Here is a 23,082-nt window from a genome sequence, read left to right on the forward strand (position 1 = left end):
CGCGACAGGGTCGCGACCGCGATCAGCCGCGATCCTTGATGATTTCGGTCATGGTCACGCCGAGGCGGTCCTCGACGAGAACCACCTCGCCGCGCGCGACCAGCCGGTCGTTCACGTAGATATCGATTGCTTCGCCGACCTTGCGGTCGAGCTCGACGACGGCGCCGGTCGAGAGCTTCAGGAGCTCGGAGACCTCCATGCGCGAGCGCCCCAGCACGGCCGAAACCTTTACCGGGACGTCGAAAACCGCCTCGAGATCGGCGGCGGAGTGGGCCGCGGACTCCTCGTCGTCGCCGGCCTGTGGCGCGGCCGCCGGGGCCGGCGCGTCCTTCTTGATCTCGTCGAAGGGGCTGTCGGTCTGGTCACTCATCCGTTTCGTCCTTCGCTGTTCCGGCGCCGGGGGCGTCGATTGGGCCGCCGACAGGGCCGCCCGCAGGGCCGGAGCGGGCGGCGATGAAGCGTTCCACCGCCGCTTCGATGCTGCGCCGCGTCTCGTCCATGTCGCGGACGATCCCGCCGTCCGCCCAATCGATGCGGCCGTCGCCGGGCGCGATGTCGGGGTCGCCGAGGACGACGATGCGCCCCGCGAAGCCGGTTTCCGCGGCCACCGTGTCGAATTCCGCGCGCATCGGTTCGACAAGGTCTTCCGATACGCGAATGGCGATGTGCGGCACATCGCGCAGGCCGTTCAGGCAGCCGCGCAGCAGGTCGGCGAGCTCGGCGGAGGGTTGGCGGGCGACGAGGGCGGGCGCGAGCCGGCCGACGGCCGCCATCGCCAGTTCCACCGCCATGGTCTCGATCTCGGCGCGGTCGGCCTCGGCGCGCTGCGCGATCGCCGCCGTTTCCGCGACCAGCGCCGCGATGCTGTCGGCGAGGCGGCCGGCAACCGCCTGCTCGCCGGCACGGCGGCCCTCGGCCACGCCCGCGGCATGGCCTTCCTTGCGCGCGGCGGCAACCGCCTTGTCGAGCGCGGCGGTGGTGACGGCCGGCGGGGCGGGCTGGGTGCCGGCGGGTTCGATGGCGAACACCTCGTCGAACATGTACAGCGCCGGTTTCGCCGCGGTCTGTGTGGTCATGCCGTCGTTCATTGCCATCGCCTCAGTAGATCAGCTCGTCGTCGCCGCGGTTCTTCGAAATCATGATCTCGCCCTTGGCGGCCAGGTCCTTGGCGAGATTGACCATCTGCGACTGCGCCTCGTCGACGTCGCGCAACCGGACGGGGCCCATCACGTCCATGTCGTCCTTCAGCATCCCGGCGGCGCGCGAGGACATGTTCGACAGGAAGAAGTCGCGCAGCGTCTCGTTGGCGCCCTTCATGGCGACCGTCAGCTTGTCCTTGTCGACGTGGCGCAGCAGGGTCTGGGCCGAAGCGTTGTCGAGGTTGGCGAGATCCTCGAACGTGAACATCAGCGTCTTGATGCGCTCGGCGGCGTCGCGGTTGTGCTCCTCCAGCGAGGTCATGAAGCGCGACTCGGTCTGGCGGTCGAAATTGTTGAAGATCTCGGCCATCTGCTCGTGGGCGTCGCGACGCTGCGTCTTGGCCAGGTTCGACATGAACTCCATGCGCAGGGTCTGCTCGAGCCGCTCGAGGATCTCCTTCTGGACCGACTCCATGCGCAGCATCCGGCTGATCACCTCCAGCGCCAGCTCCTCGGGCAGGATGGCGAGGACGCGGGCGGCGTGCTCCGACTTGATCTTGGACATCACCACCGCGATGGTCTGCGGGTATTCGTTCTTCAGGTAGTTGGCGAGGACCTGCTCCTGGACGTTGGACAGCTTCTCCCACATGTTGCGGCCGGCGGGACCGCGGATCTCCTCCATGATCACGTTGACGCGATCATTGGGCAGGAACTGCTGCAACAGGCGCTCGGTGGAGTCGTAGTTGCCGACCAGCGCGCCGGCGTGGCCCATGTCGAGGACGAACTCGACCATGAGCTTCTCGATGATGTCGCTGTTGATCTTGCCGAGCTTCGACATGGCGATGGAGATCAGCCGGACCTCCTCGTCGTCGAGCTGCTGCCAGACCGTGTCGCCGTGCTCCTGGCCAAGCGCCAGTAGCAGGACGGCGGCGCGCTCGGGGCCGTTCAGGTCGGCGACCGTTTCCGGGATGCGCGCCTCGACGGGCGCCGGAGGCTTCATGATCATGCCGCGGCCTCGTGGATCCAGCTACGGATGATCGACAGCGCCTCGGTCGGGTTCTGCTCGATGATCTCGCCGACGCGGCGCAGCGAGGCGGCCTGAACCTCGCCGACCTGCTCGGCGAAATTGATCGCCTCGAAGGTCTGCGGCACCGGCATCGAGGCCCCCGGCTTGGCGTCTTCCGGCGCTGCGAGCTGCCGCGGTTCGCCCTCGCCGGGCTCTGCGCCGGACGGCGCCGGCACCATCGCGGTGCCGGTGGCCCTTTCGGGGGCGAGGATGCGACCGACCAGCGGCCGGGCCACGAACAGCAGCACCAGCATGCCGAGCAGGAACAGGACGGCGAGCTCGGCGAACCGCATGATGTCGGCCTTGGTGAAGGTCGGCAGGAAGGAATCGGCGGAGTCGAGCGGCATGCCCTGCGGCGCGGCGGCGAAGCGCAGGTTGGCGACTTCCACCGTGTCGCCGCGGTCGGCGTCGAAGCCGACGGCGGAGCGGACGAGGGCGGCAATGCGGTCGAGCTGATCCTGCGTGCGCGGCTCGTAGACGATTTCGCCGTTGGCGTTCTGCGAGTAGATCCCGTCGACGACGACGGCCACGGACAGCCGCTTGACGCGGCCGGGCTCGATCACCTCGGTCTTGGTGGTGCGGGAAATCTCGTAGTTGGTGACTTCCTCGGTCGTCGTCGCGGTCTCGCTGGTGCCGGTCAGGTTGGCGGCGGCATCGGCGCCGGGAAGCTCATTGCCGAGGGTCGTCGCGCCGTCGGGGTTGGCCTCGTTGGCGGTCGAGCTTTCCTCGCGCAGCTGCGAGGAGCGCACCACGCGGCCGTCCGGGTCGTACTGGTCGGTGGTCTGGGTGACGCGGTTGAACTCGAGCTCGGCGGCGACCTGGACGCGGACCCGCTCGGCGCCGACGACGCTGGAGACGATGTTCTCGATCTGCAGGCGCAGCTGCTGCTCGATGCCGCGGCGGCGCTCGTCGAGCACGGTGGCGGAGCCGGGATCCTCGGCGCCGGAGCCGTCGGCGAGAAGACGGCCGCTGTCGTCGACGATGGCGACGCGGGCGGGGATTAGGCCCTCCACCGCCGAGGCGGCGAGATGGCGGATGGCGCGGATCTGGGCGGGATCGAGCGCGCCGCGGGTCTTGACCACGATCGAGGCGGACGGACTGCTCGCGTCCTGGGAGAACAGGCGTCGCTCCGGAATCACCAGGTGCACCCGCGCCGCGGCAACGCGGTCCAGCTCCCTGATCGTGCGGGCGAGTTCGCCCTCCAGCGCGCGGAGATGGTTAATGTTCTGGACGAAACTGGTGGCGCCGAGCGTGTCGCCGCGGTCGAAGATCTCGTAGCCGACGCCGCCGCCCGTCGGCAGGCCGTCGGAGGCCAGATCCATGCGCAGCCGCAGCATCTGGCTCTCTGGCACGAGGATGGTGGAGCCGTCCCGGCGCATCTCGTAGGGAACGCCGCGCGCCTCGAGCTCGCGCACCACCGCGCCGGAATCGTCGTAGTCGAGATCCGTGTAGATCGGGACCATCGTCTCCGACGACAGATAGAGAATCAGGAAGGCGAAGAAGCCGATCAGGCCGACGCCGACGGCACCCATGGCCGCCAGGCGCGCCGCGCCCATCGTCTTCAGAAAGTCGAGACCTCCCTGCACCTTGCCCCTCTGATGCCCCGTTCGCGCCCAGTCGCCGGCCGTCGCATGAGAATCATGGACCGGTCTGTGCCGGTCGCGACCCGGCAAGAATTTCCCACCTGAATGCTAAACAAGTCCTTAACGCGGCCGTTAACATGCCGCAGGCGTGGCCCGGAACGGGACAGGTTCGCGGGAAATCAGGCGCCAATCGTTAGCGTCCGGCTAACGCCTGACGCTAGGGCAGGGCACACGGATGCCGTAGCGGCACGCGCGTTTGCAAAATGCGAAACGCCGGCACTGGGGCCGGCGCTTGGCACATATTTGTCGATGGAATCGGGCGGCGCTATTGCCGATACTGTTGGACGCGCGTCGCTCGCAGGCCGGGCAATCCGTGCCTGTCGATCGAATGCTGCCAGCTGAGGAACTCCTCGACCGTAAGGGTATAGCGGTCGCAGGCTTCTTCGAGACTCAACAGTCCGCCACGCACGGCAGCCACCACCTCGGCCTTACGCCGGATCACCCACCGTTTGGTATTCTTCGGCGGCAGATCGGCAATGGTGAGAGGGCTGCCGTCTGGCCCAATCACGTACTTCGCCCGCGGGCGGTACTGATCGGTCATGGATACACTCACATACTCTACTGACCAAACACGACCAGAAGACTATGCGGGGCGACTTAAAAATTGGCTAAAGCAAAGGTGGGTAATTTCTTAACAGTTTCCGCGCTTTAGCTTCAATTTGAAACAGGTGGGCCGCTGGCGGGCCAATAAGTCAGGTGCCCAGCACGGCGCGGACCTGACTCAGCGGGACCCCCTCGTCGCCGACGAGCAGGACCGGTTCCGGGCCGCTGAAGTCGATCCCGTCGATGGTCACGGCGACCTCGACATGCACCTCGACCGGGTTGCCGTCGGTGTCGGTGCCCTCGACGGCCAGCGTGTACTTGCCGTCCGGGACGACGTTGCCGCTGTCGTCGCGACCGTTCCAGACGAAGCTGTTGCGCCCGGCCGCGATGTCCTTCGTTTCCGTCCAGACGATGTTCCCGGCCTCGTCGCGGACGGTGAAGCTGGCGCCGTCCGCGGCGCCGCCGGCGTAGTAGCTCCATTCGGCGCGGCCGTCTGCCAGCGTCTGGGTGACGGACTGGATCATAACCTTCTTGCCGATGAAGCTGGTGGCCGCGGTGGCGGTGCTCGCCGCCGACATCTGGATAAGGGCTTCCAGGTTCTTGTTCGACTTGATCGACTGCTCGACGTCGGCGAACTGAACGAGCTGCTGGGTGAACTGATTGGTGTCCAGCGGATCCAGCGGGTTCTGGTTCTGCAGCTGGGTCGTCAGGATCTGCAGAAACGCATCGAAGTTATCGGCAATGCCGCCGCTGTCGTAGGCGGCCTGACCGACCGCCTGCTGGCCCGAAATCGTGTCGATAGCCATATCCGTCCCCTATATCGTCACATCGAGGCCGCCGAGCACGAGGCGGCGGCGGGCGCCGGGTTCCTCGGGTTCGGCAATCGATGTCGGATCTGAACCGTCGTTGCCCGCGCCGTCGCGCCGGTCATGGGCATCGTGGTGGTTGTGCTGCTGGGCGAAGGCGGACTGATCGCGCAGCTGATACTGCACGCCGCCGTCGTCCAGTTTCAGCCCCTGCGCCTGCAGGGCCCTTTCAAGGCCCCGGGCATCGCGCGCGAGGGCGTCGAGCGTATCGCTGCGGTCGACCAAGAGGTGCGTGGTCATGCGGCCGTCGCGCGAAAACTCCAGGCGAACCTCGACCCGGCCGAGCTCGGGCGGGTCGAGGGCGATCTCGAAATGCTGCTTGCCGTCGCGCGCCTCATGGGCGATGCGCAAGGCCATGGCGCCGAAATCCGGGCGGGCGGCATGGCCGGCCTGCGCCGCAGCGGTCGTGGCCAGGGCCTGCGTCGCCGTTCCGGTTTGCAGCGGCGTGCCCGAGGCGACCTCGTTGATGGTCAGCAGCACGGGCGCCGTGGCGGCCGGCTTGCCCGGCTGGGCGTCCGCACCGGTCGCGCCATCGGCCAACGCGCCCGATGCGGTCGCCAGCGGCGCCTTCGTCGCGGCCTGACCGGAGGCGAGCAGGCGGGTGAGGGCATCGGAGTCGGTCCTGCCGGAGCCGGCGGCGCCGTTCTGCTTCTCGGCTGTCGCGTCGGCGCGGGCTAACTCGGAATCGCGCCGGCGCGTCTGGCCGTCGGCGTTCTGCGCGGTCTGGCGGGCGAGCCCGGAGGCTTCGGCCCCAATTCCGTTAATTATGGACTGCTGGCCGCTGCCCGGGCCCGTCTGCGCCGACCGGCGGGCGAAAGCGGCGAGAACGCCGTCGACGTCTGGATCGGCTGTCAGATCCGCAGCCAGGTCAGGGGAGGACTGCGCAACGGAAGTGGCCGGCAGACTGGAACGCTCAGCAGGAGCGGGGCGGTCTTCGGCGCCGCGCCCTGGGGCGTTACCGGCGGCGTGATCGGTAGCGACGCGACTGACCACTTCGCCGGTCGCGCCCTTGTTCGCGGCCTCGCAGCTTTCGGCGAGCTGTGCCTTCGCATCCGCGATCGCCGCGGCGACGGCCTGGCCGCGATTGGTGGGCGCCTGTGCTTCCTCGACCGGAGCGTTGTTTGCCGACTGCGGCTGTTCGCTCTCGGTGGTGGCGGCAAGCGTCGGGTCGACGACGCCGGCGAGGAGGGCGTTGGCGTCCTCCGCCGTGCCTTCGGCAGCCGTGCCCTCGGTCTCGCCCTGCTGCGGATTCGCCGGCATCGGCGCTTCGGCATCGGTGAGCGCTTCGGTGAATGCCTGCAGCCACGGCGGCAGGGTCTCCGATGCGGCACCACGGAGCGGGTCGGCCTTGCCGGCCGCCATGCCCGGCAGTCCCTTGCCGGTGGTGGCGAGGCCGAGCATCTGGTCTAGGACGGCCAGGAAGGCGGCGCCATTGGCACCGCCGCCGGCACGACCGGCGTCGGCTTTCCCGCCCGCAAGGGGCGCGGTGTGTAAGGCTGTCGCGATGTTGGCGGGCGCTGCCGTCATATTCGTCTTCATTCCGTCCGGGCGCACCTCGCGCCTTCGCCACTTCGGGAGCAAGAAGCGGGCCAGATAAATCGTTTTGATTTCTCAATAGGTTGCTCTAAGTTCCGGGCGCGCCGACCTGGGCGATCCGGCAGATTCTGCCGCGCGCCCAGCAGGAGTTGCCCCGCGTTGCGCGTGCGGGCGACCTTGAATGCGGTGCGGTTGCGCTTATCATCTAGGGACGTCGCGGGCGGCCGGAGTCGCGCGCGCAGTTTGCCAAACCACCTGGACAAAATGCCCGAGCAGCGGCTCAACAGTCTCGACCTGCCCAAGGACCCGGCGGACACGCGCGTCGTTGTCGCGATGTCGGGCGGCGTCGATTCGTCCGTCGTGGCGGGCCTGCTCAAGCAGCAGGGCTACGACGTGGTCGGTGTCACCCTGCAGCTCTACGACCACGGCGAGGCGATCCACCGCGCCGGGGCGTGCTGCGCGGGACAGGACATCTACGACGCGCGCCGCGTGGCCGAGGACCTCGGCATTCCACACTACGTGCTCGACTACGAACGGCGGTTCAAGGAAACGGTCATCGACGCCTTCGCCGACAGCTACCTGTCCGGCGAGACGCCGATTCCATGCGTTGCGTGCAACCAGGACATCAAGTTCCACGATCTCCTGCAGACCGCGCGCGATCTCGGCGCCGATGCGCTGGCGACCGGACATTATATCGCCAGCCGGCGGCGTCCGGACGGACACCGCGCGCTCTTCAGGGCCAAAGACCCCGAACGCGACCAGAGCTATTTCCTGTTCGCCACGACACAGGAACAGATCGATTTCCTGCGCTTTCCCCTCGGCGACATGACCAAGCCGGAGACGCGCGAACTCGCCCGTGCGTTCGGGCTGGCCATCGCCGAGAAGAGCGACAGCCAGGACATCTGCTTCGTGCCGACCGGCCGCTACAGCCAGATCATCGAGCGGCTGCGTCCGGACGCCGTGGAGCCGGGCGACATCGTTCATGTCGACGGACGGGTGCTCGGCCGCCATGAGGGGATCATCCACTACACGATCGGCCAGCGGCGCGGCATCGGCGTTGCCGTGGGCGAGCCGCTCTACGTGGTCGACCTCGATGCGCCGGGGCGCCGGGTGATCGTCGGCCCGCGCGAGGCGCTGGAAACGCGGCGGATGACGCTGCGCGACGTCAACTGGCTGGGCGACCGGCCCCTTGCCGCCGGCGCCCACGAGATCTGCGCGAAGGTGCGCTCGACCCGCCCGCCGCAGCCGGCCCGGCTGCTGGTCGGCGAGGAAACGATCGAGGTCGAGCTGCTGTCCGGCGAGTACGGCGTCTCGCCCGGCCAGGCCTGTGTATTCTACGAATCCGAGGCGGAGCAGAGCCGTGTGCTCGGCGGCGGCTGGATCGCCGCCGCGCGGCCGCAGCCCGGGACGATGGACGACAGCCGGAAGAGCGCGGCCGCGGCGATGGCCGCCCGCTAGAGTCCGGCAAATGGGACTGGGGAACCGAACGACTTGAATCAGACACCACCGATCCGCCGGCGCGACGGAACGCTGGACAGCACTGCCGTCCGCAAGGCCTACAAGCGCTGGGCGCCCGTTTATGACGAGCTGTTCGGCTCGGTCACCCGCGCGGCGCGACGGGCGGCGATCCGCGATATCAACACGTCGCAGGGGCGGGTGCTGGAGGTCGGCGTCGGCACCGGCATCGCCCTGCCGCTCTACTCCGGGCACCTCGAGGTGGTCGGCATCGATCTGTCGCTTGAAATGCTCGAGCAGGCGCGCCGGCGTGTGGCCAAACAGGACCTGGCCAACGTGACCGCCCTCCTGGAGATGGATGCCTCGCAGCTCGGTTTCGCCGACGCCAGCTTCGATACCGTGGTGGCGATGCACGTGGTGACGGTGGCGCCGGAGCCGAAGCGGGTGATGGCGGAACTGGAGCGGGTCTGCCGCCCCGGTGGCGAGGTGATCCTGGTCAACCATTTCAGCGCCCAGACCGGCCCGCGCGCGGCGATCGAGCAGGCGCTGGCGCCGTTTGCCGACCGACTCGGCTGGCGGCCGGAATTCCCGGTCGAGACGGTGCTCGACCGTCCGGGCCTGGAGCCGATCGAACGCCGCGGGCTGCCGCCGGCCGGCCTGTTCACGATGCTCAGGTTTCGCCGGATCGGCGGGGAAAACGCCGAAACCCCGCAGGCGATGGCGGTGGAAGCCTGACACTTGGCCCGACAGCCTGCTTGACACCCCTCGGGGCGGCTCCTTATATCGCCCCACGCAAGCCGGGGCGCGGGACCAGTCACGCGCCCGCCGGGCAGCCGGCGGCGGAGTAGCTCAGTTGGTTAGAGCAGCGGAATCATAATCCGCGTGTCGGGGGTTCAAGTCCCTCCTCCGCTACCACCCGTACCCCCACTGTTCGGGGAAGGCTTCGCTGCCCGTCAGGGGCGCTAGGCGACCCTTTACATCGATCTCGAACTTGCCGCACCTTCGACCGGGTAAACCGTGACGGAGTGCACGAGTTCGCGGAAATCCGCCATCAGCGTGCCGCGATCATCGTCGGCGCCGGCGTGGTCCGCGATTACGGCGGCGATGCGCTCGACTGGTGTCAAGTGAAGTGGTCGGAGGAAATCGGACAGCGAGTAAAGGTGTATCCCGAACCTTCTGGAGGGATACGAGATGGCGAAACGCCGGGAGTTCGCGGACCAGTTCAAAGCACAGGTCGCGCTTGAGGCTCTGCGGGGCGACCTCACGGACCAGGAGATCGCCACGGAGCACCAGATGCATCCGAACCAGGCGAGCACGTGGGAGCGTCAGGCGGTCGAGGGCATTGCAGACGTGTTTGCTCGGGGCGGCATGGCGGAAGGCCCGAGCGAGGCGGACGTAAAGGATCTGCACGCGAAGGTCGGGAGGCTGGCGGTCGAGACCGATTTTTGTCCGCCGGACTCAAGCGATGAGCTCCGCCGAGAGGAACGCGATGATCCGCCGGAGCGCGTGCGGAACTCGATGGGCAGCCGCGGCCGATGCATGGACCACATCTTCATCGAACGGCTTTGGCGATCCCTGAAGCAAGAAGTGATCTATCTCGAAGAGCTGACCGGCGGCTTCAAGGCATATCGGATCATCCGCGAATGGATGGCCTTCTACAACACCGAGCGGCCACATTCGGCCCTTGAGCGACAAACGCCGAGGGAAGCAGACTGGGCCGGTCGAGATCAGAAACTGGCGGCATGAAACCGAACCCGGATACACCTTTGATCTGCCGCTTAGCTGTCCGGAAAACCGGGACCACTTCACCGGGTATCATCGCCGACCTCGAAGGTGTCGACTGTGGTCCACAACCGTTCGCGGCCGCTCCTTGCCGCAGGCGCGTTCTCCGGCAGGAACACCTCAGAATGGACGATGCCGCGCTTGCCGGAAAGGGGCGGCACGTGATCCGGCGGATCGTCGCGCAGCCGCGCGGTCGAGCGGTAGGCGGCAGAGGCCTACGCGCTCGACCCGGCCTTGCGGCCAACACGGGGAGCCGCCTCCATCCGACGCATAAGCCGGTCGGCGTCACTGCGCGTCTTGTGGAGGCGCCACCCAATCGCTGAAGACGACCCGTGATCAGCGGGCAGTTGCTCCCTTCACTCGGACAGGTCCGGAGCTCGGGGGGCGGGAAGCGCTCGCCGCTGGCTGGGCGGGCGCCCCGAAGAGGGCGTCAGAGGCCGAGCTTGGGTTTTATCCAAGCCGCCTGATCGGCGATCGCCTTGTCCGCCTCGGGCGCGGTCCCGGCGAGGAAGTGGAAGACGTGCTGCATCTCGGGGAAGATGTCGAGCTTGGCCTCGCCCCCCGCTGCTTCGACTTTCGCGACAAACCTGCGCGCGTCGTCGAGCAGTGTTTCGTCCCCGCCAACTTGCACGAAGAATGGCGGCAGGCCGGCAAGATCGGCATAAAGCGGGGTGGCCAGCGGATCCTTGCGGTCGCCATTCTCACCCAGGAATGTCGCTGACATGTGCTCAATCACCGCGCGTTTGACGAAATGGTCCTTCGCCTCGTTCGTCGTAACCGTCTCGCCGGTAATCTCCATGTCCGTCCAGGGCGAGATCGGCATCGAGGCGGCCGGCAGCGGCAGCCCCTTGTCGCGGGCGGCCAGAACGGTGGTAATCGCGAGCGCACCGCCCGCGCTGTCGCCGGTGAAGGCGATATGCTTGGCCTCAAGCCCCTGGTCCAACATCCATTCATACGCGCGGACGCAATCGTTCACCGGCGTCGGATGCGGATGCTCGGGCGATCGCCTGTAATCGACGATCAGCGCCGGGCAGCCTACCGTCTTGGCGATGTGGCCGAACATCTTGCGGTGCGAATACATCGACCCCACCATATAGCCGCCGCCATGGGTGCACAGCAGCGCGCGCGTCTCGTTGCCGCCTTTCGGCTTGGCCCACATGCAGCGCACGCCGTTTGCGTCGACCTCGATGTAGTCGACGCCTTCAGGCTCCCCGGTCACGTCGCCCCAATGCTCGAACATGCGCCGCGTTTCCTCCACGGTCATGTCCGGGTTCTCAGCCATGGTCGATACCCATGACTTGTACATCTCGCCGAGAACGGCGCTCTCCTTGCTTGCCATGATCGTTTTCCTCCAATGTCTGGCTAAGCGGGCCGAAATTCGGGCCGGCCCGATCCCGGTCACCAGTTAAGCGTCGCCGGCCCAGTTGAACGGGCCGAACAGGCCTTGCGCCATGTCCATCCGGTCGCGCTCGGCGCCACCGAGCCACATCTGCACGATCTTGTAGTCGCGCATGTATTTCTCGATGTGGCTTTCGTAGGCATAGCCGGCCGAGCCCATGAGCTGCATGGCGCGGTTGGTCACCATCATCGCGGTGTCCCCGGCGAAGGAGCGTGCGGCGGAGAACTTCGCCTTCATCTGGGCTTCCCACGGCATGCCGTAGATTTCGGGTTGGGTGACCTGGGCGGTGACGGAGAGATAGTATTGGCGGCTCATCTCGATCGACCGCCACATCTCGGCCAGCGTTGCGGCGAAAAGCGAACGCTCTCGCATTGGCTTGCCGGCGATGATGCGGTTCTGGGTCCAGTCCATGCAGGTCTCCAACACCGCCTCTGACAGGCCGGTGAGCCGAGCCGCGCCGGCAAGTCGGCCAAGCCCGATGACATAGCCCTTGATCAGCTTCGAACCCTGACCGGTTTCGGTGTCGATCCGGTAGCGCTTGGGGATGCGAACGTCCTTGAACCAGATATCGGTATTGGCTTCGGAATAGCAGAACCCCATCTTCTCGTAAGGCTGCGAGAATTCGAGGCCCTCGGCATCTGATGGCACGTAAAAGATGCCGACATTATCCTCGCCGCCGCCGGCCCGGGTTATGGCGCAGACCCAATAGCCGAGATGGCCCTTGAGGTGCTCGGACTGGAAGTTTTCGGCCGGGCCGGCCGGGCCGGGCCAGAGCTTGTGGCCATTCAGCACGTAATCGTCGCCGTCCTCGCGGGCGATGGTGTTCATCGTCTTATAGGCCAGCGCCGGGTCCTCGACATTGGCGCCGCCGGCGGGTTCGGTGATGGCGAAACAAGCAGTCCAGGCATCGGGTCCGGTGATCCGGGGGGCGAATTCCTCAAGCAGGTCGTCCCGCCCAGCCGCAACCATGACCGAGATGGCCCAATGGAGCTTGCCTACCTTGGTGGCGAGGCCGATATCGGCGCGCGACAGCTCTTCGTTGATCATCTGGCGCACCACCGGCGAGAGGCCGGGGCCCCCATGCTTGGCCGGCAGGATTGCCTTGGTCACGCCGAAGTCGTGCAGCTTGGCGTATAGCCGGTGAATGGTCGCCTTGGCGAGTTTCGGATCGCGATGCCAGCCGCCTTCAATGTCGTGACGATGGGGCATCAACTCGGAATCGACGAATTCACGGAAGTGTTCGGCAATGGCGATCTCTTCCTCGGTACAGAAGGCGAGGTTGTACTTCTGGCGCGGGTCCAGCAGCCGGTATCCGCCGCGGCCGTTGAGCCCCGGATTGTGCATTCTTTCGAGCATTGCGATCTTGTTCATGATCTTCTCCGTTCGCATCCCACAGGACGAGGCGGACAGCCCCGTCGAGGGGCCGCGGCGCTAGGCGTTCCGGCCGGCCTTGCGTAGGCGTTTTCCATTTCCTGATTGCAATTATTGAGTGTTAGACACTGGCTCTCAAACGATTTTCATTCGTCTAGAGTGAGTATTTCTCATTCATGCCCAGATCTGCGAGCGGTCCGAGCGGAAGCGTGAAGAGACCCGCGCTGCCCCGTCTTGGGGCAGCGCGGGTGCAAGGCTCAGAGGCGTTGGTGTAGCCTATCCGGCAGGGACGGCGGCGGCCTGATAGCGGATGCGCGCGGCGCGCAGGGCGTCGTCCCGATCGCTGTTTTCCAGAGCGGCGAGATAGCGCTGCCAGTTCCAACCGTCGCGCTGGCGGCTGTGCGACCGGGCCCCGTAAAATGCGACCGCATCGGCACCGTAAGGTTCGGATTGCTCCAACGCATCGGCGGCGATCTCCCAAAAGAGGTCGCGTTGGGCATGGCTACCGCCGATCGCCTGCACCCGGTCCAGGAGCGCCGCGAGCGTGCCCCAGCTTTGCTCGGCGCGGCCTTCGCGATAGTTCAGGACGGCCTGCGCCAGCTCGGCACCGACGTCGCGGTAGCAGACCGCATTGCCTTCGTCGCTGTCGGCGCCGTAGCGATGCATCGCCTCAGTCAGCGCCCGGGCGCGGGCGCGGTGACCCGGATCGGGGCTGCTTGCGAGCGCCAGCACGACATGGGTGTCGACAAAGGGCATCATCAGGTCGTCGCCACGGCTCTCGACCTTGGTCGCGACCGCGGCCCAGCGGTCACCGACATCCACGCCGCCGAGTTCGATCCGGAGCAGAAGGGAGGCGTCGTTGCATAGGTCGAGATCCTCGGCCGCCTCCGGGTCGAACACGTCCGCGTCGAAAGCCTCCAGAGCCGCCTCGGGGTCGCCCGCCTCGTAGTGAAACAGCGCCCGATGCCAGGCTACGTGGTAGCGGAAATTATTTGCCGGTTTCCAATTTCGCTCCATCTCCGTCAGGCAGCGCACGCCGGTGTCGAAGCGTTCGGTTGCCTCGTAGACATGGGCGAGAGCGTGAATGCCCCAGGGGTCGTCGGGATTGCGATCGAGAGCATCTCGCACCACCCGTTCCGCCCGCACATAGTCGCCGCTTTCCTCGAGCCCGAAAGCATACATGCTGCGCAGGAAGGAATACTCGGCATCCTTCGGTGTCCAAAAGTCCAGGGCGCGGGCTACTCCGTCGCGGATGTTGCGCGAATGGCCGGTGTAGAAATGGCCGAAATGGGCCATCTTCAGCGCCAGTACGTCGCGCGGATGGTTGCGCGCAATGTCGTCCCAGAGCCGTGTGGCCGCGGGCAGGGATCCGCCGGCCCATGCGCGCAGCGCGGCCAGGTGCATCCGCTCGCGCGGCTCCAGCCCTTCCGGGTCCTCTAGCCCTGTCGCCGCCTCGTCGAGCGCTCGCGTCGCCAGAGCGCGGGTGCCCATGAACATTAGGAAATAGCCGCGCAGGCAATGTGCCATCGCCATGCCCGGGCAGGACCGCATCAGCGTCTTCAGATGCGCACCCGTCTCGCATCCGAACGCCAGATAACTGCGCACGACCCGATCGAACAACTCGGGCGCTTCGGGAGAAGGGCAGGTGAACGTCAGGCCGTGGCCGTTCTTTGCCTTGATCATCGCTTCCTTTTCCTGCCTATCCGGCGAAGGCCGAAGTCCCTGTCATGGCGCGGCCGAGAATCAGCGCATGCATGTCGTGGGTGCCCTCGTAGGTATTGACAGATTCTAGGTTCATCATGTGTCGGATCACATGGTACTCGTCCGAAATCCCGTTCGCACCAAGCATGTCCCGGGCGGTGCGCGCAATGTCCAGCGCCTTGCCGCAGTTGTTGCGCTTGACGATCGAGATCGCCTCGGGTGCTGCCTCTCCCGCATCCATCATCTGTCCGACGCGCAGCGAAGCCTGAAGGCCGAGCGAGATTTCCGTCTGCATGTCGGCCAGTTTCTTTTGAATCAACTGGTTCGCCGCCAGAGGACGGCCGAACTGGCTGCGGCCGACAACGTAGTCGCGCGCCTGGTGCCAGCAGGCCTCGGCTGCGCCCATCGCCCCCCAGGAGATGCCGTAACGCGCCTTGTTGAGGCAGCCGAAGGGGCCGCCCAGCCCGTTTGTGCCGGGGAGGACGCGGTCGGCAGGCACCCGCACCGCGTCTAGCGCGATCGTTCCGGTAAGCGAGGCGCGGAGCGAAAACTTGCCTTCGATGCGTGTCGTCTCGATCCCCGGCATGGCACGGTCGAGGAGAAAGCCGCGGATCACCCCGGTCTCGTCCTTCGCCCAGATCACGAAGAGATCGGCGATGGGGGCATTGGTGATCCAGGTCTTGGCGCCGCTCAACAGGTAGTCGGATCCGTCGCGCACTGCGCGGGTACGCATCGAGCCCGGATCCGAGCCGTGATCAGGCTCTGTCAGGCCGAAGCATCCGACCCATTCGCCCGAGGCGAGGCGAGGCAGGAATTCCGTGCGCTGCGCTTCCGTTCCATAGGTATGGATCGGATATATTACCAGCGACGACTGAACCGAAACGGCCGAACGAAAGGCACTGTCGACATATTCGGTTTCCCGCCCGATCAGACCGTAGCAGACATGATTGACCCCGGCACATCCGTAGCCTTCTATCGTCGGCCCGAGGAAACCAAACGTGCCGAGTTCGCGAAACAATTCGCGGTCGAATGTTTCATGGCGGTTTGCCTCGACGATCATCGGCAGCAGCCGTTCGCGGGCGAAGCGTCGCGCGGCTTCCTGTACTGCGCGCTCGTCCTCGGTCAGTTGGTGCGACAGCAGGAACGGGTCATCCCACTGGAAGGGGGCGTAGCCGCTGATATGCGCCGCCGCCTCCAGCTTGCCGACAGTCTGCTTCATCGGGCGTTTCCTCACTCTGGACGTTCTTATAAAGTGATTTTTCCTCGCGAGAGCGATTGACGTCAAACCACATAAAGTCAATGTTCAGTTGAGTTTTCCTCCCCCAATCCCCGGCCGGTACATGCGTGCGCCGGGTTCGTCCTGGAGGGTTCGGATGGGTCGGGCACGCCACCTGCCGCCGCTGAATGCTGTGCGCACCTTCGAGGCGGCGGCGCGCAATGGCAGCTTCCTCAAAGCCGCAGAAGAGCTGAACGTAACACCCGGCGCCGTCAGCCGGCTGGTGAAGACGCTCGAGAACCACCTCGACGTTCCGCTGTTTCTGCGGTCGCATCGTGCCGTCGCGCTGAGCGAAGACGGGCAACGCTATGCCGAAAGCATCACCCAGGCGCTCGACATCATTGACCGGGCGACCGACGAGTTGCGGATGGGCAGCAACGCCAATGTGCTGAGCCTGCGCTGTCATCCTACCTTTGCCGTGCACTGGCTGCTGCCGCGCTGGGCGCGGTTCCATGCCGGGCATCCTGGGATCCAGATCGACCTGAAGACGACGCTGGTGCCCGAGTCACTGAACATGGATGCCGTCGATTTCGTCATCCGCATCGACCGCAATTCCGCACCCGAAGAGCGGCACGGGTTCGTCAGCGAGCGCTTGGTCGATGTCGAATCCCTCCCGGTCTGCGCGCCCCAGCTGCTGCGCCGTGTGCCGCTCAACCGGCCCGAGGATTTGAGGAACCACGTGCTGTTGCATGGCGCGCTGCGCCCGCACGACTGGCCACGCTGGCTCGAGGCGGCAGGGATATCGGGCGTCCCCTCGGCTCAGGGGCCGACTTTCGAAAGCTTGACACTGGCTTACAACGCCGCCCTTGCCGGCGCTGGCGTGGCGATCGGGATCCGTGCTTTCGTCGCAGACGATCTGTCCGCTGGTCGGCTGATCAAGCCGTTCGACTTCGTGCGCCTATCCAAAAGCGGCTTCAACATGGTCTACAGTGCCGAGCGGTTTCAGAGGTTTCGCAAGGTCCGGGCGTTTCGCGATTGGTTGTTGCAGGAGCGTGTGCGGGAGAAGGAGGGCGGGGCGGGGGAAGCCGCGGACTGATACGCAGCTTCAGTCCTGGCGACGTTCCGTTGCGCCCGGAGCTGGGGGCGAAGCCGCGCGGGATGCGCGAGCGCATTGGCCAGTTCGGCTCTGTCGATGTCAGAGCTACACATGTGGTGCCACCCATTTCGTCTATCGCCGATTGACGAAATGGGTGGGTGCAAGGGCGCTCCGTGTCCTCGGGACAGCGTGGCACAGTTTACGGAGGCGCGTCGGGTGGAGAACTTCCAATCCCGGCAGCTTGGCCTTTCACGCGGGCGTCGATGTCCGGAGGGCATTCCGCATGGCGTTGTCCTCAGCGCGATGACAGGACATTTAGGAAGAACAGCGAGACCTCCGGCACGAACGTTACCACCGCGAGGCAGGCGATGATCACGATAACGAACGGGATGAGATACCCGATGATCTTATCGATGGAGATGCCCGCCACCTGGCAGGCGGCGAATAGGTTCACGCCAAATGGAGGCGTGATCATGCCCATCGCCAGGTTCACAATCATGATGAGCCCGAACTGAACTGGATTGACGCCGAACTGCGCTGCGACCGGGGCAAGGATCGGAGCAAGCACGATGATCGCCGCCGACGTCTCGATGAACATGCCCACCAGGAATAGGACGGCATTGACTGCGAGCAGAAAGCCGACCGGCCCGCTGAACATCTCGACCAGCCAGGCGCCGATCGTCGCCGGCACACCCGCGCGCGTGATAAGGAAGCTGAAGACTCCGGCCGCGGCGATGATGAACATGATCACCGAGGAGGAGATAACGGATCTGCGCAGCACGCCGATCAGTGCGCTCAGGGTAATCGTGCGGTAAATGACGACGCCGACGAAAAGCGCGTAGATCACTGCGACGACGGATGCCTCCGTCGGCGTGAAGATGCCGCGATAGATGCCGCCGAGAACGATCACCGGCATCGCCAGTCCCCAAGAGGCCTGAAGCAGGGACGGCCACAAGGGCATGCGTCCTTCGCCGTCGGCTTTGCCCCATCCGTTCCACAAGCAGGTGGCGAAGACGAATATGATGAGCGCGCCGCCGATCAACAGGCCTGGCCCGATTCCTGCGACGAAGAGGTCGCCGATCGACACTTCCGCGCTGACACCGTAGAGGATCATCGGAATCGACGGTGGGATGATGACCCCGAGTTCCGCCGATGTCGTCTGTAGCGCGGCCGCGAATGGCACTGGATACCCGTGCCTGATCATCGCCGGAATGATGATGGCGCCAATCGCGAATGTGGTGGCGATAGAGGATCCGGAAACCGAGGCGAAGATCATGCAAGTCAGCACGCACGAGCAGGCAAGGCCGCCTTGAACCCCGCCCACCACCGACTTGGCGAACTCCACGAGGCGCCGGGAGATGCCGCCGGCCTCCATGAGATTGCCGGCCAGGATGAAAAAGGGGATTGCGAGCAGCGGGAAACTGTCGAGCGTGGCGACGAGGCGCTGGGCCACGACTAGCGGATTGAGCGAGGTGAACAGTATGGCCCCGCCGATGGAGGCACCGAGAATGGCGATCGCGATCGGAACGCTGAGCGCGAACAGAAGCACCATGGTGGTGAGCATAAAGGCGGTCATGGCGTCAGACCTCCTGGATCGGACGCGAGAGCGCGGAAGCCTCTCCCGCCGGGTCCGCACTGCCTGTGGTGAGGGCGTGTATCTCCTCTATGGTGCGAGCGAGGACGGCGATCGCCGCGATTAGTGATCCGATCGGCAGCGCCGCATACATCCAAGAGATCGAGACCGTGCCGCCGTCGAATGGGTTCTGAATGCCCGCGAGCGACTGGAATCGGACGCGGCCCGCCATGTCCCAGCCGTACCAGGTCATCGTGAGCAGGATGCCGATGGTGATGGAGGAGACCATCACCAGGAGGATGGTCCTTAGCCGGCCCGTGAGACGGATCATCAGGGTGTCGACCGCCATCAGCGCGCCTGTGCGGCACGCGGCAGCAAGGCCCAGATAAATCATCCAGATATTGATCGCCCGCGCGGTCACTTCCGACCACGTGGATGGTTGTTCGAAGACGAACCGCGTGATCACCTGGTAGAACGAGATCAAAGTCATGCTGACCATCATGGCGATCGCGGCGGCGAGGGCCGTTCTAACAATGACTTTGTCGGCTATCTTCAGCGCGGCGAACATCGTTGCGGTTCCTCCCTGTCCGCGTTGGATGGGGTGACCCGCCTGGGGTCACCCCATCGGCTTTGCGATTTGGTTGGGGCCGCTTACGGTTTGTAGTTCCTGATCGCATCGATGCTTTCTTGTCCGAACTTCTCGGCAAACACGTCGAATGCTGGCTGCAGCGCCTGCTGGAAGGCGGCGGTATTGACATTTTCGGTGACCTGCATGCCCTCTTTCTTCAGGGTCGCAATGCCGTTCTCGGCATCCGAACGCACCTTGTCGCGCATGGCCTTCACGCCAACCTTGGCCGATTCCTCGAACCAGCCCTTCTCCTCGTCGGATAGACCGTCCCAGACCGACGGCGAGATCAGGATGAGCGCCGGCGAATAGACGTGCCGTGTCAGCGACAGATACTTTTGCACGTCGGCGAAATTGGCGGAGAGGATTACCCCGATCGGATTTTCCTCACCGTCGACCGTACCCTGCTCCAGAGCGGTAAACAGCTCGGTGAAGGCCATCGGCGTCGGCAGCATGCCGAGCGTCCTGAACGCCTCCATATGGACCGGGTTCTCCATTGTGCGGATCTTGAGTCCTTCCGCGTCGGTCGGCTCGGCCACGGGACGCACGTTGTTGGTGAGATTGCGGAACCCATTCTCTGCCCATGCCAGCGCGTGCAAGCCGTGCTCGGGGAATTTGTCGAGCAACTTCTGTCCGATCGGGCCGTCCAGCACCGCGTGGGCGTGCTCGTAGCCGCTGAACAGGAAGGGGATGTCCAGGATCAGTACATCTGGCACAAAGTTACCGATCGGACCGGTCGACACGATCGCAAGGTCGATAGTGCCGATCTGGGTACCCTCAACGAGTTCGCGCTCTCCGCCCAGGCTGCTGCCATAAGATTCGTTCAGCTTGAACTTGCCGCCAGACCGTTCGGCAAGGTCCACCGCCATCGCCTCGGCTCCCACCGAGTAGTGCGAGGCCGAGGAGAGGGCGTGAGCGATCGTAAGATCGCTCTGCGCCGATGCGGCGCTGGCGCCGCCCAGCGTCAGTGCCGTCAAGACAGCGAAAGTTAGGCAAGCGTCTCGTCTATTCATTAGTTTCCTCCGTTTGATGATTTATTGGGGAGTCGCCCGCGCGGCGAAGACCTATTCGTCAGAGTCGTAGATCGCCTCCAGACGATCGCGGGAGCGCGTAAGATGCCGGCGCATCGCCTCAGCCGCTCTGTCTCGAGAACGGCTGCGGATGGCTTCCACCAACACGGCATGTTCGTCCACCGCTTCGGTGATGACGCGGCCGTGCAGCATCAGGCGGAACAGGTGAAGGTGAATATGCTGGCGCGCTAGGATGCCCTCGATCAGCCTGTTGCCAGCACCCTTAGCGATCGTGGCGTGGAAGGCCTCGTCGTAGCGGGCAAAGCGGCTCATCGCTATGCGCGGCGTGCCGGTCGCCGTCACCTCCATAGACAGCGAAAGGCTTTCGAGCTTTTCGATTTCGTCCTCCTCCATTAGCGCGGCGGCCTCTGCGGCCACGAACGGCTCCAAGAGCAGGCGCAGATCGTAGAGCTCCTTAAATTGCTGGCGGTTGAGAAGCGGGCTCGCGCGGTATCCGACATAGGGTGTCTTCTCCACCAGCGCTTCGGCCTCGAGCCGCCGCAGGGCCTCTCGGATCGGGGTTTGCGACACGCCGAAGTCGCGGGCGACGTCGTCGATATTGATGCGCCCGGCGGGTTCGATGCGTAGCGACATGATTTCGCCAAGCAGGGTTTCATACACGGATTCCACGAGCCCATGGCTGCGGCCCTCAGCATCCAAGCCGGTCGGCGCGCTGCCGGGTTGCCCCCGTCGCCGGCCTGTCGATTTGGATCGTGCGACCTTGCTGGCCATCGTCCTCACCACGCTCCGCCTGCCCCCTCGCTGCTCGCGTCGAATGTTCTTAGAGGGGATTCATATCGTATCTTTTCTGCGTAGTGAATAGGAAAAATCCATGAAATTTAAGGAGTTGACGTAGATAAAAAATCCTATAGGAATTTTAAGGTCGAGAGTTGCGGAGTGCGCCGCCACACTCGTCTGGCGAGCATTCCGGGCGGGCGGCAGCCCAGTCGCTGCAGGCAAAGGGAAATACAAGAGGATGGACATGACTACAGAGAGCAACGCGCTCGCACGGGACGCGCGCATCACTCGCGTCGAGGTGCTGCTCGTCGACTTGCCGGCCAAGTTCCCGCGCAAGGACGCAATCCAGCCGTTCGAGAAACAGGAAACGCCGATCGTCCGTATCACCACAGAAGCCGGTGCGGTCGGTACAGGCTACACTTACACCCTTGGCACCGGCGGATCGGCGATTATGCGCCTCCTCGTCGACTATCTGGCGCCGCAGTTGCTCGGGCAGGACGCGCGCAAGGTGGAGGCTCTGTGGTGGCGTCTCAATCGCTCCATAAACTCGGTGTCACCGGGTATCTTCACGAGCCTTGCGCTTGCGGCGATCGACATCGCGCTGTGGGATATTCGGGGGCAACTCGCGGGCCTGCCGCTCTCCGTTATGGTCGGCGGCGCACACGATCGACTGCCGATCTACGATACCGAGGGCGGCTGGCTGAACATCGATGACGATGAGCTCGTCGCCAACGCTCGCTCGGTGGCCGAGCGTGGCTTCCACGGCTTCAAGGTCAAGGTCGGACGGTCGTTGAAGGACGATATCCGGCGCCTCGCCAAGGTGCGCGAGGCGTTGCCGGATCACGTGGACATGATGACGGACGCCAACCAGATCTTCAACGTGGACGAGGCCATTCGCCGTGCCCGCGCCTACGCGGATATCGGGGTGGCCTGGTTCGAGGAGCCGCTGCCGGCCGACGATCTTCACGGCCACAAGCTGCTGCGCCAATCCACGGCGATGCCGATAGCGATCGGCGAGACGCTTCACAGCATCCATACCTTCCGCGAGTATCTCCAGCAGGACGCCTGCTCGATCGTTCAGGTGGACGCTGCGCGCGTCGGCGGAATTACGCCATGGCTGAAAGTCGTGCACATGGCCGAGGCCTTCAATATGGCGGTCGCGCCGCACTACCTCATGGAGCTGCATGTTTCGCTTGCCTGCGCCGTTCCCAACGCCCGGCTGGTCGAGCACATCCCGCAGCTCGACGATGTGCTTTCGGCGCCGATGGTTATCGACAAGGACGGCTATGTCACGCCTCCGTCGGTGCCGGGTAACGGCATCGACTGGGACTGGTCGGAAGTCGCCAAGCGTCAGATTGCCCAGGAGGTCGTATGTCCCTGAGCATAACGGCCCGTGTGGGCCTCGTCGGCGTTGGCCTGATGGGGCACGGCATTGCCACTAATGTGTTGAAAGCCGGTTATCCCCTGGTGTTCCTCGACCATCCCGGCAACCGTCCGGTGGACGATCTGCGTGCCGGAGGCGCCGAGCCCCGTGTGACCGGGGCGGCGGTCGCGCAAGCCAGCGACGTCATCATCCTGTGCGTGACCGGCACGCCGCAGGTGGAAGATGTGCTCTTCCGCGAGGACGGCATTCTCGCCGGCATGAAGCCGGGGGGCATCATCGTCGACTGCTCAACGGCGATCGCATCCTCAACCCGCGAGATTGCCGGCCGTGTCGCCGCAGCCGGCGGACGCTTCATGGACGCCGCCATGACGCGCACGCCGAAGGAGGCCGAAGAAGGCCGGCTCAACCTTATTGTCGGTGCACCGGAAGATCTGTTCGCCGAGGTGCTGCCGTTGCTGCAATCCTACGCCGAGAACATCGTGCATGCCGGCCCGGTTGGGGCCGGACACGAGCTGAAGCTCCTGCACAATTTCGTCTCCCTCGGCTTCTCGGCCGTCTTCGCGGAGGCGGCTGCCGCCGCCCGCAAAGCCGGTGTGGCCGATGGTCCGTTCCTTGAGGTGCTCGGCAAAGGGGGCGCGGCCGGTGTCGTGTTCGATCGGCTGAGACCGTTCATGGAGACTGGCGACATCGAGGGATTCCGCTTCTCTCTGTCGAACGGTCTCAAGGACCTGAGTTACTACAACACGATGGTCGAGGAGCTCGGTGCGCAGCATGCGATGGCGACAGCGGCCCGGGCGATGTACGCTCAGGTCGTCGAAGGCGGTCACGGCAACGATCCGGTGCCGGAACTGATCAGCATCCTCGCTGCCGATTTGTGAT

At 65.2% G+C, this 23,082-nt stretch carries 21 protein-coding genes, 1 tRNA gene and 1 pseudogene; 7 read left to right on the plus strand and 16 right to left on the minus strand.

Translation table 11 applies throughout. The features are described 5' to 3' along the window. Positions 1-22 precede the first annotated feature (22 nt). The 7 genes from fliN to MUB46_RS08045 all read right to left on the minus strand — a co-directional run bounded on the left by fliN (position 23) and on the right by MUB46_RS08045 (position 6,784). Complete coding sequence (fliN, locus tag MUB46_RS08015; RefSeq protein WP_261615364.1) at positions 23-370, minus strand: flagellar motor switch protein FliN; 348 nt, start codon at positions 368-370, stop codon at positions 23-25. Further along, positions 363-1,076, minus strand: coding sequence for a FliH/SctL family protein (locus MUB46_RS08020; protein WP_261615365.1), 714 nt, complete (start codon positions 1,074-1,076; stop codon positions 363-365). The genes fliN and MUB46_RS08020 overlap by 8 nt, the downstream gene beginning before the upstream one ends. 22 nt (positions 1,077-1,098) lie before the next feature. Next, positions 1,099-2,145: a flagellar motor switch protein FliG gene (fliG, locus tag MUB46_RS08025; RefSeq protein WP_425256224.1), complete on the minus strand. Its 1,047-nt coding sequence runs from the start codon at positions 2,143-2,145 to the stop codon at positions 1,099-1,101. Further along, positions 2,142-3,791, minus strand: coding sequence for a flagellar basal-body MS-ring/collar protein FliF (gene fliF / locus MUB46_RS08030; RefSeq protein WP_261615366.1), 1,650 nt, complete (start codon positions 3,789-3,791; stop codon positions 2,142-2,144). The genes fliG and fliF overlap by 4 nt, the downstream gene beginning before the upstream one ends. Positions 3,792-4,113: 322 nt before the next feature. Continuing rightward, positions 4,114-4,389: a CtrA inhibitor SciP gene (gene sciP / locus MUB46_RS08035; protein ID WP_261615367.1), complete on the minus strand. Its 276-nt coding sequence runs from the start codon at positions 4,387-4,389 to the stop codon at positions 4,114-4,116. A 151-nt stretch (positions 4,390-4,540) separates the two neighbouring features. Then, positions 4,541-5,197, minus strand: a complete 657-nt coding sequence (locus MUB46_RS08040) for a flagellar hook assembly protein FlgD (protein WP_261615368.1) — start codon at positions 5,195-5,197, stop codon at positions 4,541-4,543. 9 nt (positions 5,198-5,206) lie between these two features. Beyond that, positions 5,207-6,784, minus strand: coding sequence for a flagellar hook-length control protein FliK (locus tag MUB46_RS08045; protein WP_261615369.1), 1,578 nt, complete (start codon positions 6,782-6,784; stop codon positions 5,207-5,209). A 273-nt stretch (positions 6,785-7,057) separates the two neighbouring features. Here MUB46_RS08045 and mnmA point away from each other — a divergent pair, with 273 nt between their 5' ends. The 4 genes from mnmA to MUB46_RS08065 all read left to right on the plus strand — a co-directional run bounded on the left by mnmA (position 7,058) and on the right by MUB46_RS08065 (position 9,994). Beyond that, positions 7,058-8,251, plus strand: coding sequence for a tRNA 2-thiouridine(34) synthase MnmA (gene mnmA, locus MUB46_RS08050; protein ID WP_261615370.1), 1,194 nt, complete (start codon positions 7,058-7,060; stop codon positions 8,249-8,251). Between the two features lie 33 nt (positions 8,252-8,284). Continuing rightward, complete coding sequence (locus MUB46_RS08055) at positions 8,285-8,983, plus strand: class I SAM-dependent methyltransferase (protein WP_261615371.1); 699 nt, start codon at positions 8,285-8,287, stop codon at positions 8,981-8,983. A gap of 103 nt (positions 8,984-9,086) precedes the next feature. After that, positions 9,087-9,163: transfer RNA gene (locus MUB46_RS08060), tRNA-Met, on the plus strand. Between the two features lie 276 nt (positions 9,164-9,439). Beyond that, positions 9,440-9,994, plus strand: a complete 555-nt coding sequence (locus MUB46_RS08065) for an integrase core domain-containing protein (RefSeq protein WP_261615372.1) — start codon at positions 9,440-9,442, stop codon at positions 9,992-9,994. Positions 9,995-10,056: 62 nt separating this feature from the next. Here the strand turns inward: MUB46_RS08065 and MUB46_RS08070 are convergent. From MUB46_RS08070 to MUB46_RS08090, 5 genes and pseudogenes are all read right to left on the minus strand, one after another. Beyond that, positions 10,057-10,302, minus strand: a pseudogene (locus MUB46_RS08070) (MobA/MobL family protein); the annotation flags it as partial. 158 nt (positions 10,303-10,460) lie between these two features. Further along, positions 10,461-11,432 carry an alpha/beta hydrolase gene (locus MUB46_RS08075; protein ID WP_261615373.1) on the minus strand — a complete coding sequence of 324 codons (972 nt, stop codon included), beginning with the start codon at positions 11,430-11,432 and terminating at the stop codon, positions 10,461-10,463. A gap of 3 nt (positions 11,433-11,435) precedes the next feature. Then, positions 11,436-12,800 (minus strand): acyl-CoA dehydrogenase family protein, encoded by a 1,365-nt coding sequence (locus tag MUB46_RS08080; protein ID WP_261615374.1) that lies wholly within the window; start codon positions 12,798-12,800, stop codon positions 11,436-11,438. A 276-nt stretch (positions 12,801-13,076) separates the two neighbouring features. Then, on the minus strand, positions 13,077-14,483 hold the full coding sequence (locus MUB46_RS08085; protein WP_261615375.1) for a tetratricopeptide repeat protein: 1,407 nt from the start codon (positions 14,481-14,483) through the stop codon (positions 13,077-13,079). 16 nt (positions 14,484-14,499) lie between these two features. Then, positions 14,500-15,720 carry an acyl-CoA dehydrogenase gene (locus MUB46_RS08090; protein ID WP_261615376.1) on the minus strand — a complete coding sequence of 407 codons (1,221 nt, stop codon included), beginning with the start codon at positions 15,718-15,720 and terminating at the stop codon, positions 14,500-14,502. A gap of 154 nt (positions 15,721-15,874) precedes the next feature. On the opposite strand from MUB46_RS08090, the gene gcvA reads away from it, so the two are divergent. Beyond that, entirely contained in the window at positions 15,875-16,813 is a 939-nt protein-coding gene (gcvA, locus tag MUB46_RS08095; RefSeq protein WP_261615377.1) for a transcriptional regulator GcvA, read from the plus strand. Between the two features lie 295 nt (positions 16,814-17,108). Here gcvA and MUB46_RS08100 read toward each other — a convergent pair whose 3' ends face one another. The 4 genes from MUB46_RS08100 to MUB46_RS08115 form a co-directional block, all read right to left on the minus strand. Continuing rightward, positions 17,109-18,389 (minus strand): TRAP transporter large permease, encoded by a 1,281-nt coding sequence (locus tag MUB46_RS08100; RefSeq protein WP_261615378.1) that lies wholly within the window; start codon positions 18,387-18,389, stop codon positions 17,109-17,111. A gap of 4 nt (positions 18,390-18,393) precedes the next feature. Beyond that, positions 18,394-18,954 (minus strand): TRAP transporter small permease, encoded by a 561-nt coding sequence (locus MUB46_RS08105; RefSeq protein ID WP_261615379.1) that lies wholly within the window; start codon positions 18,952-18,954, stop codon positions 18,394-18,396. Positions 18,955-19,037: 83 nt separating this feature from the next. Then, positions 19,038-19,988, minus strand: a complete 951-nt coding sequence (locus MUB46_RS08110) for a TRAP transporter substrate-binding protein (RefSeq protein WP_261615380.1) — start codon at positions 19,986-19,988, stop codon at positions 19,038-19,040. Positions 19,989-20,075: 87 nt separating this feature from the next. Next, complete coding sequence (locus MUB46_RS08115; protein WP_261615381.1) at positions 20,076-20,813, minus strand: GntR family transcriptional regulator; 738 nt, start codon at positions 20,811-20,813, stop codon at positions 20,076-20,078. Positions 20,814-21,063: 250 nt separating this feature from the next. On the opposite strand from MUB46_RS08115, the gene MUB46_RS08120 reads away from it, so the two are divergent. Together MUB46_RS08120 and MUB46_RS08125 are read left to right on the plus strand one after the other, a co-directional pair. Continuing rightward, positions 21,064-22,200 carry a mandelate racemase/muconate lactonizing enzyme family protein gene (locus MUB46_RS08120; RefSeq protein WP_261615382.1) on the plus strand — a complete coding sequence of 379 codons (1,137 nt, stop codon included), beginning with the start codon at positions 21,064-21,066 and terminating at the stop codon, positions 22,198-22,200. Continuing rightward, the gene (locus MUB46_RS08125; protein WP_261615383.1) at positions 22,191-23,081 is read left to right on the plus strand and encodes an NAD(P)-dependent oxidoreductase; all 891 of its coding nucleotides are present in this window, start codon (positions 22,191-22,193) and stop codon (positions 23,079-23,081) included. The genes MUB46_RS08120 and MUB46_RS08125 overlap by 10 nt, the downstream gene beginning before the upstream one ends. The last annotated feature ends 1 nt before the right edge of the window (position 23,082 follow it).

The sequence above is a fragment of the Microbaculum marinisediminis genome, assembly GCF_025397915.1.
In the GTDB taxonomy this organism is placed as follows: Bacteria; Pseudomonadota; Alphaproteobacteria; order Rhizobiales; family Tepidamorphaceae; genus Microbaculum; species Microbaculum marinisediminis.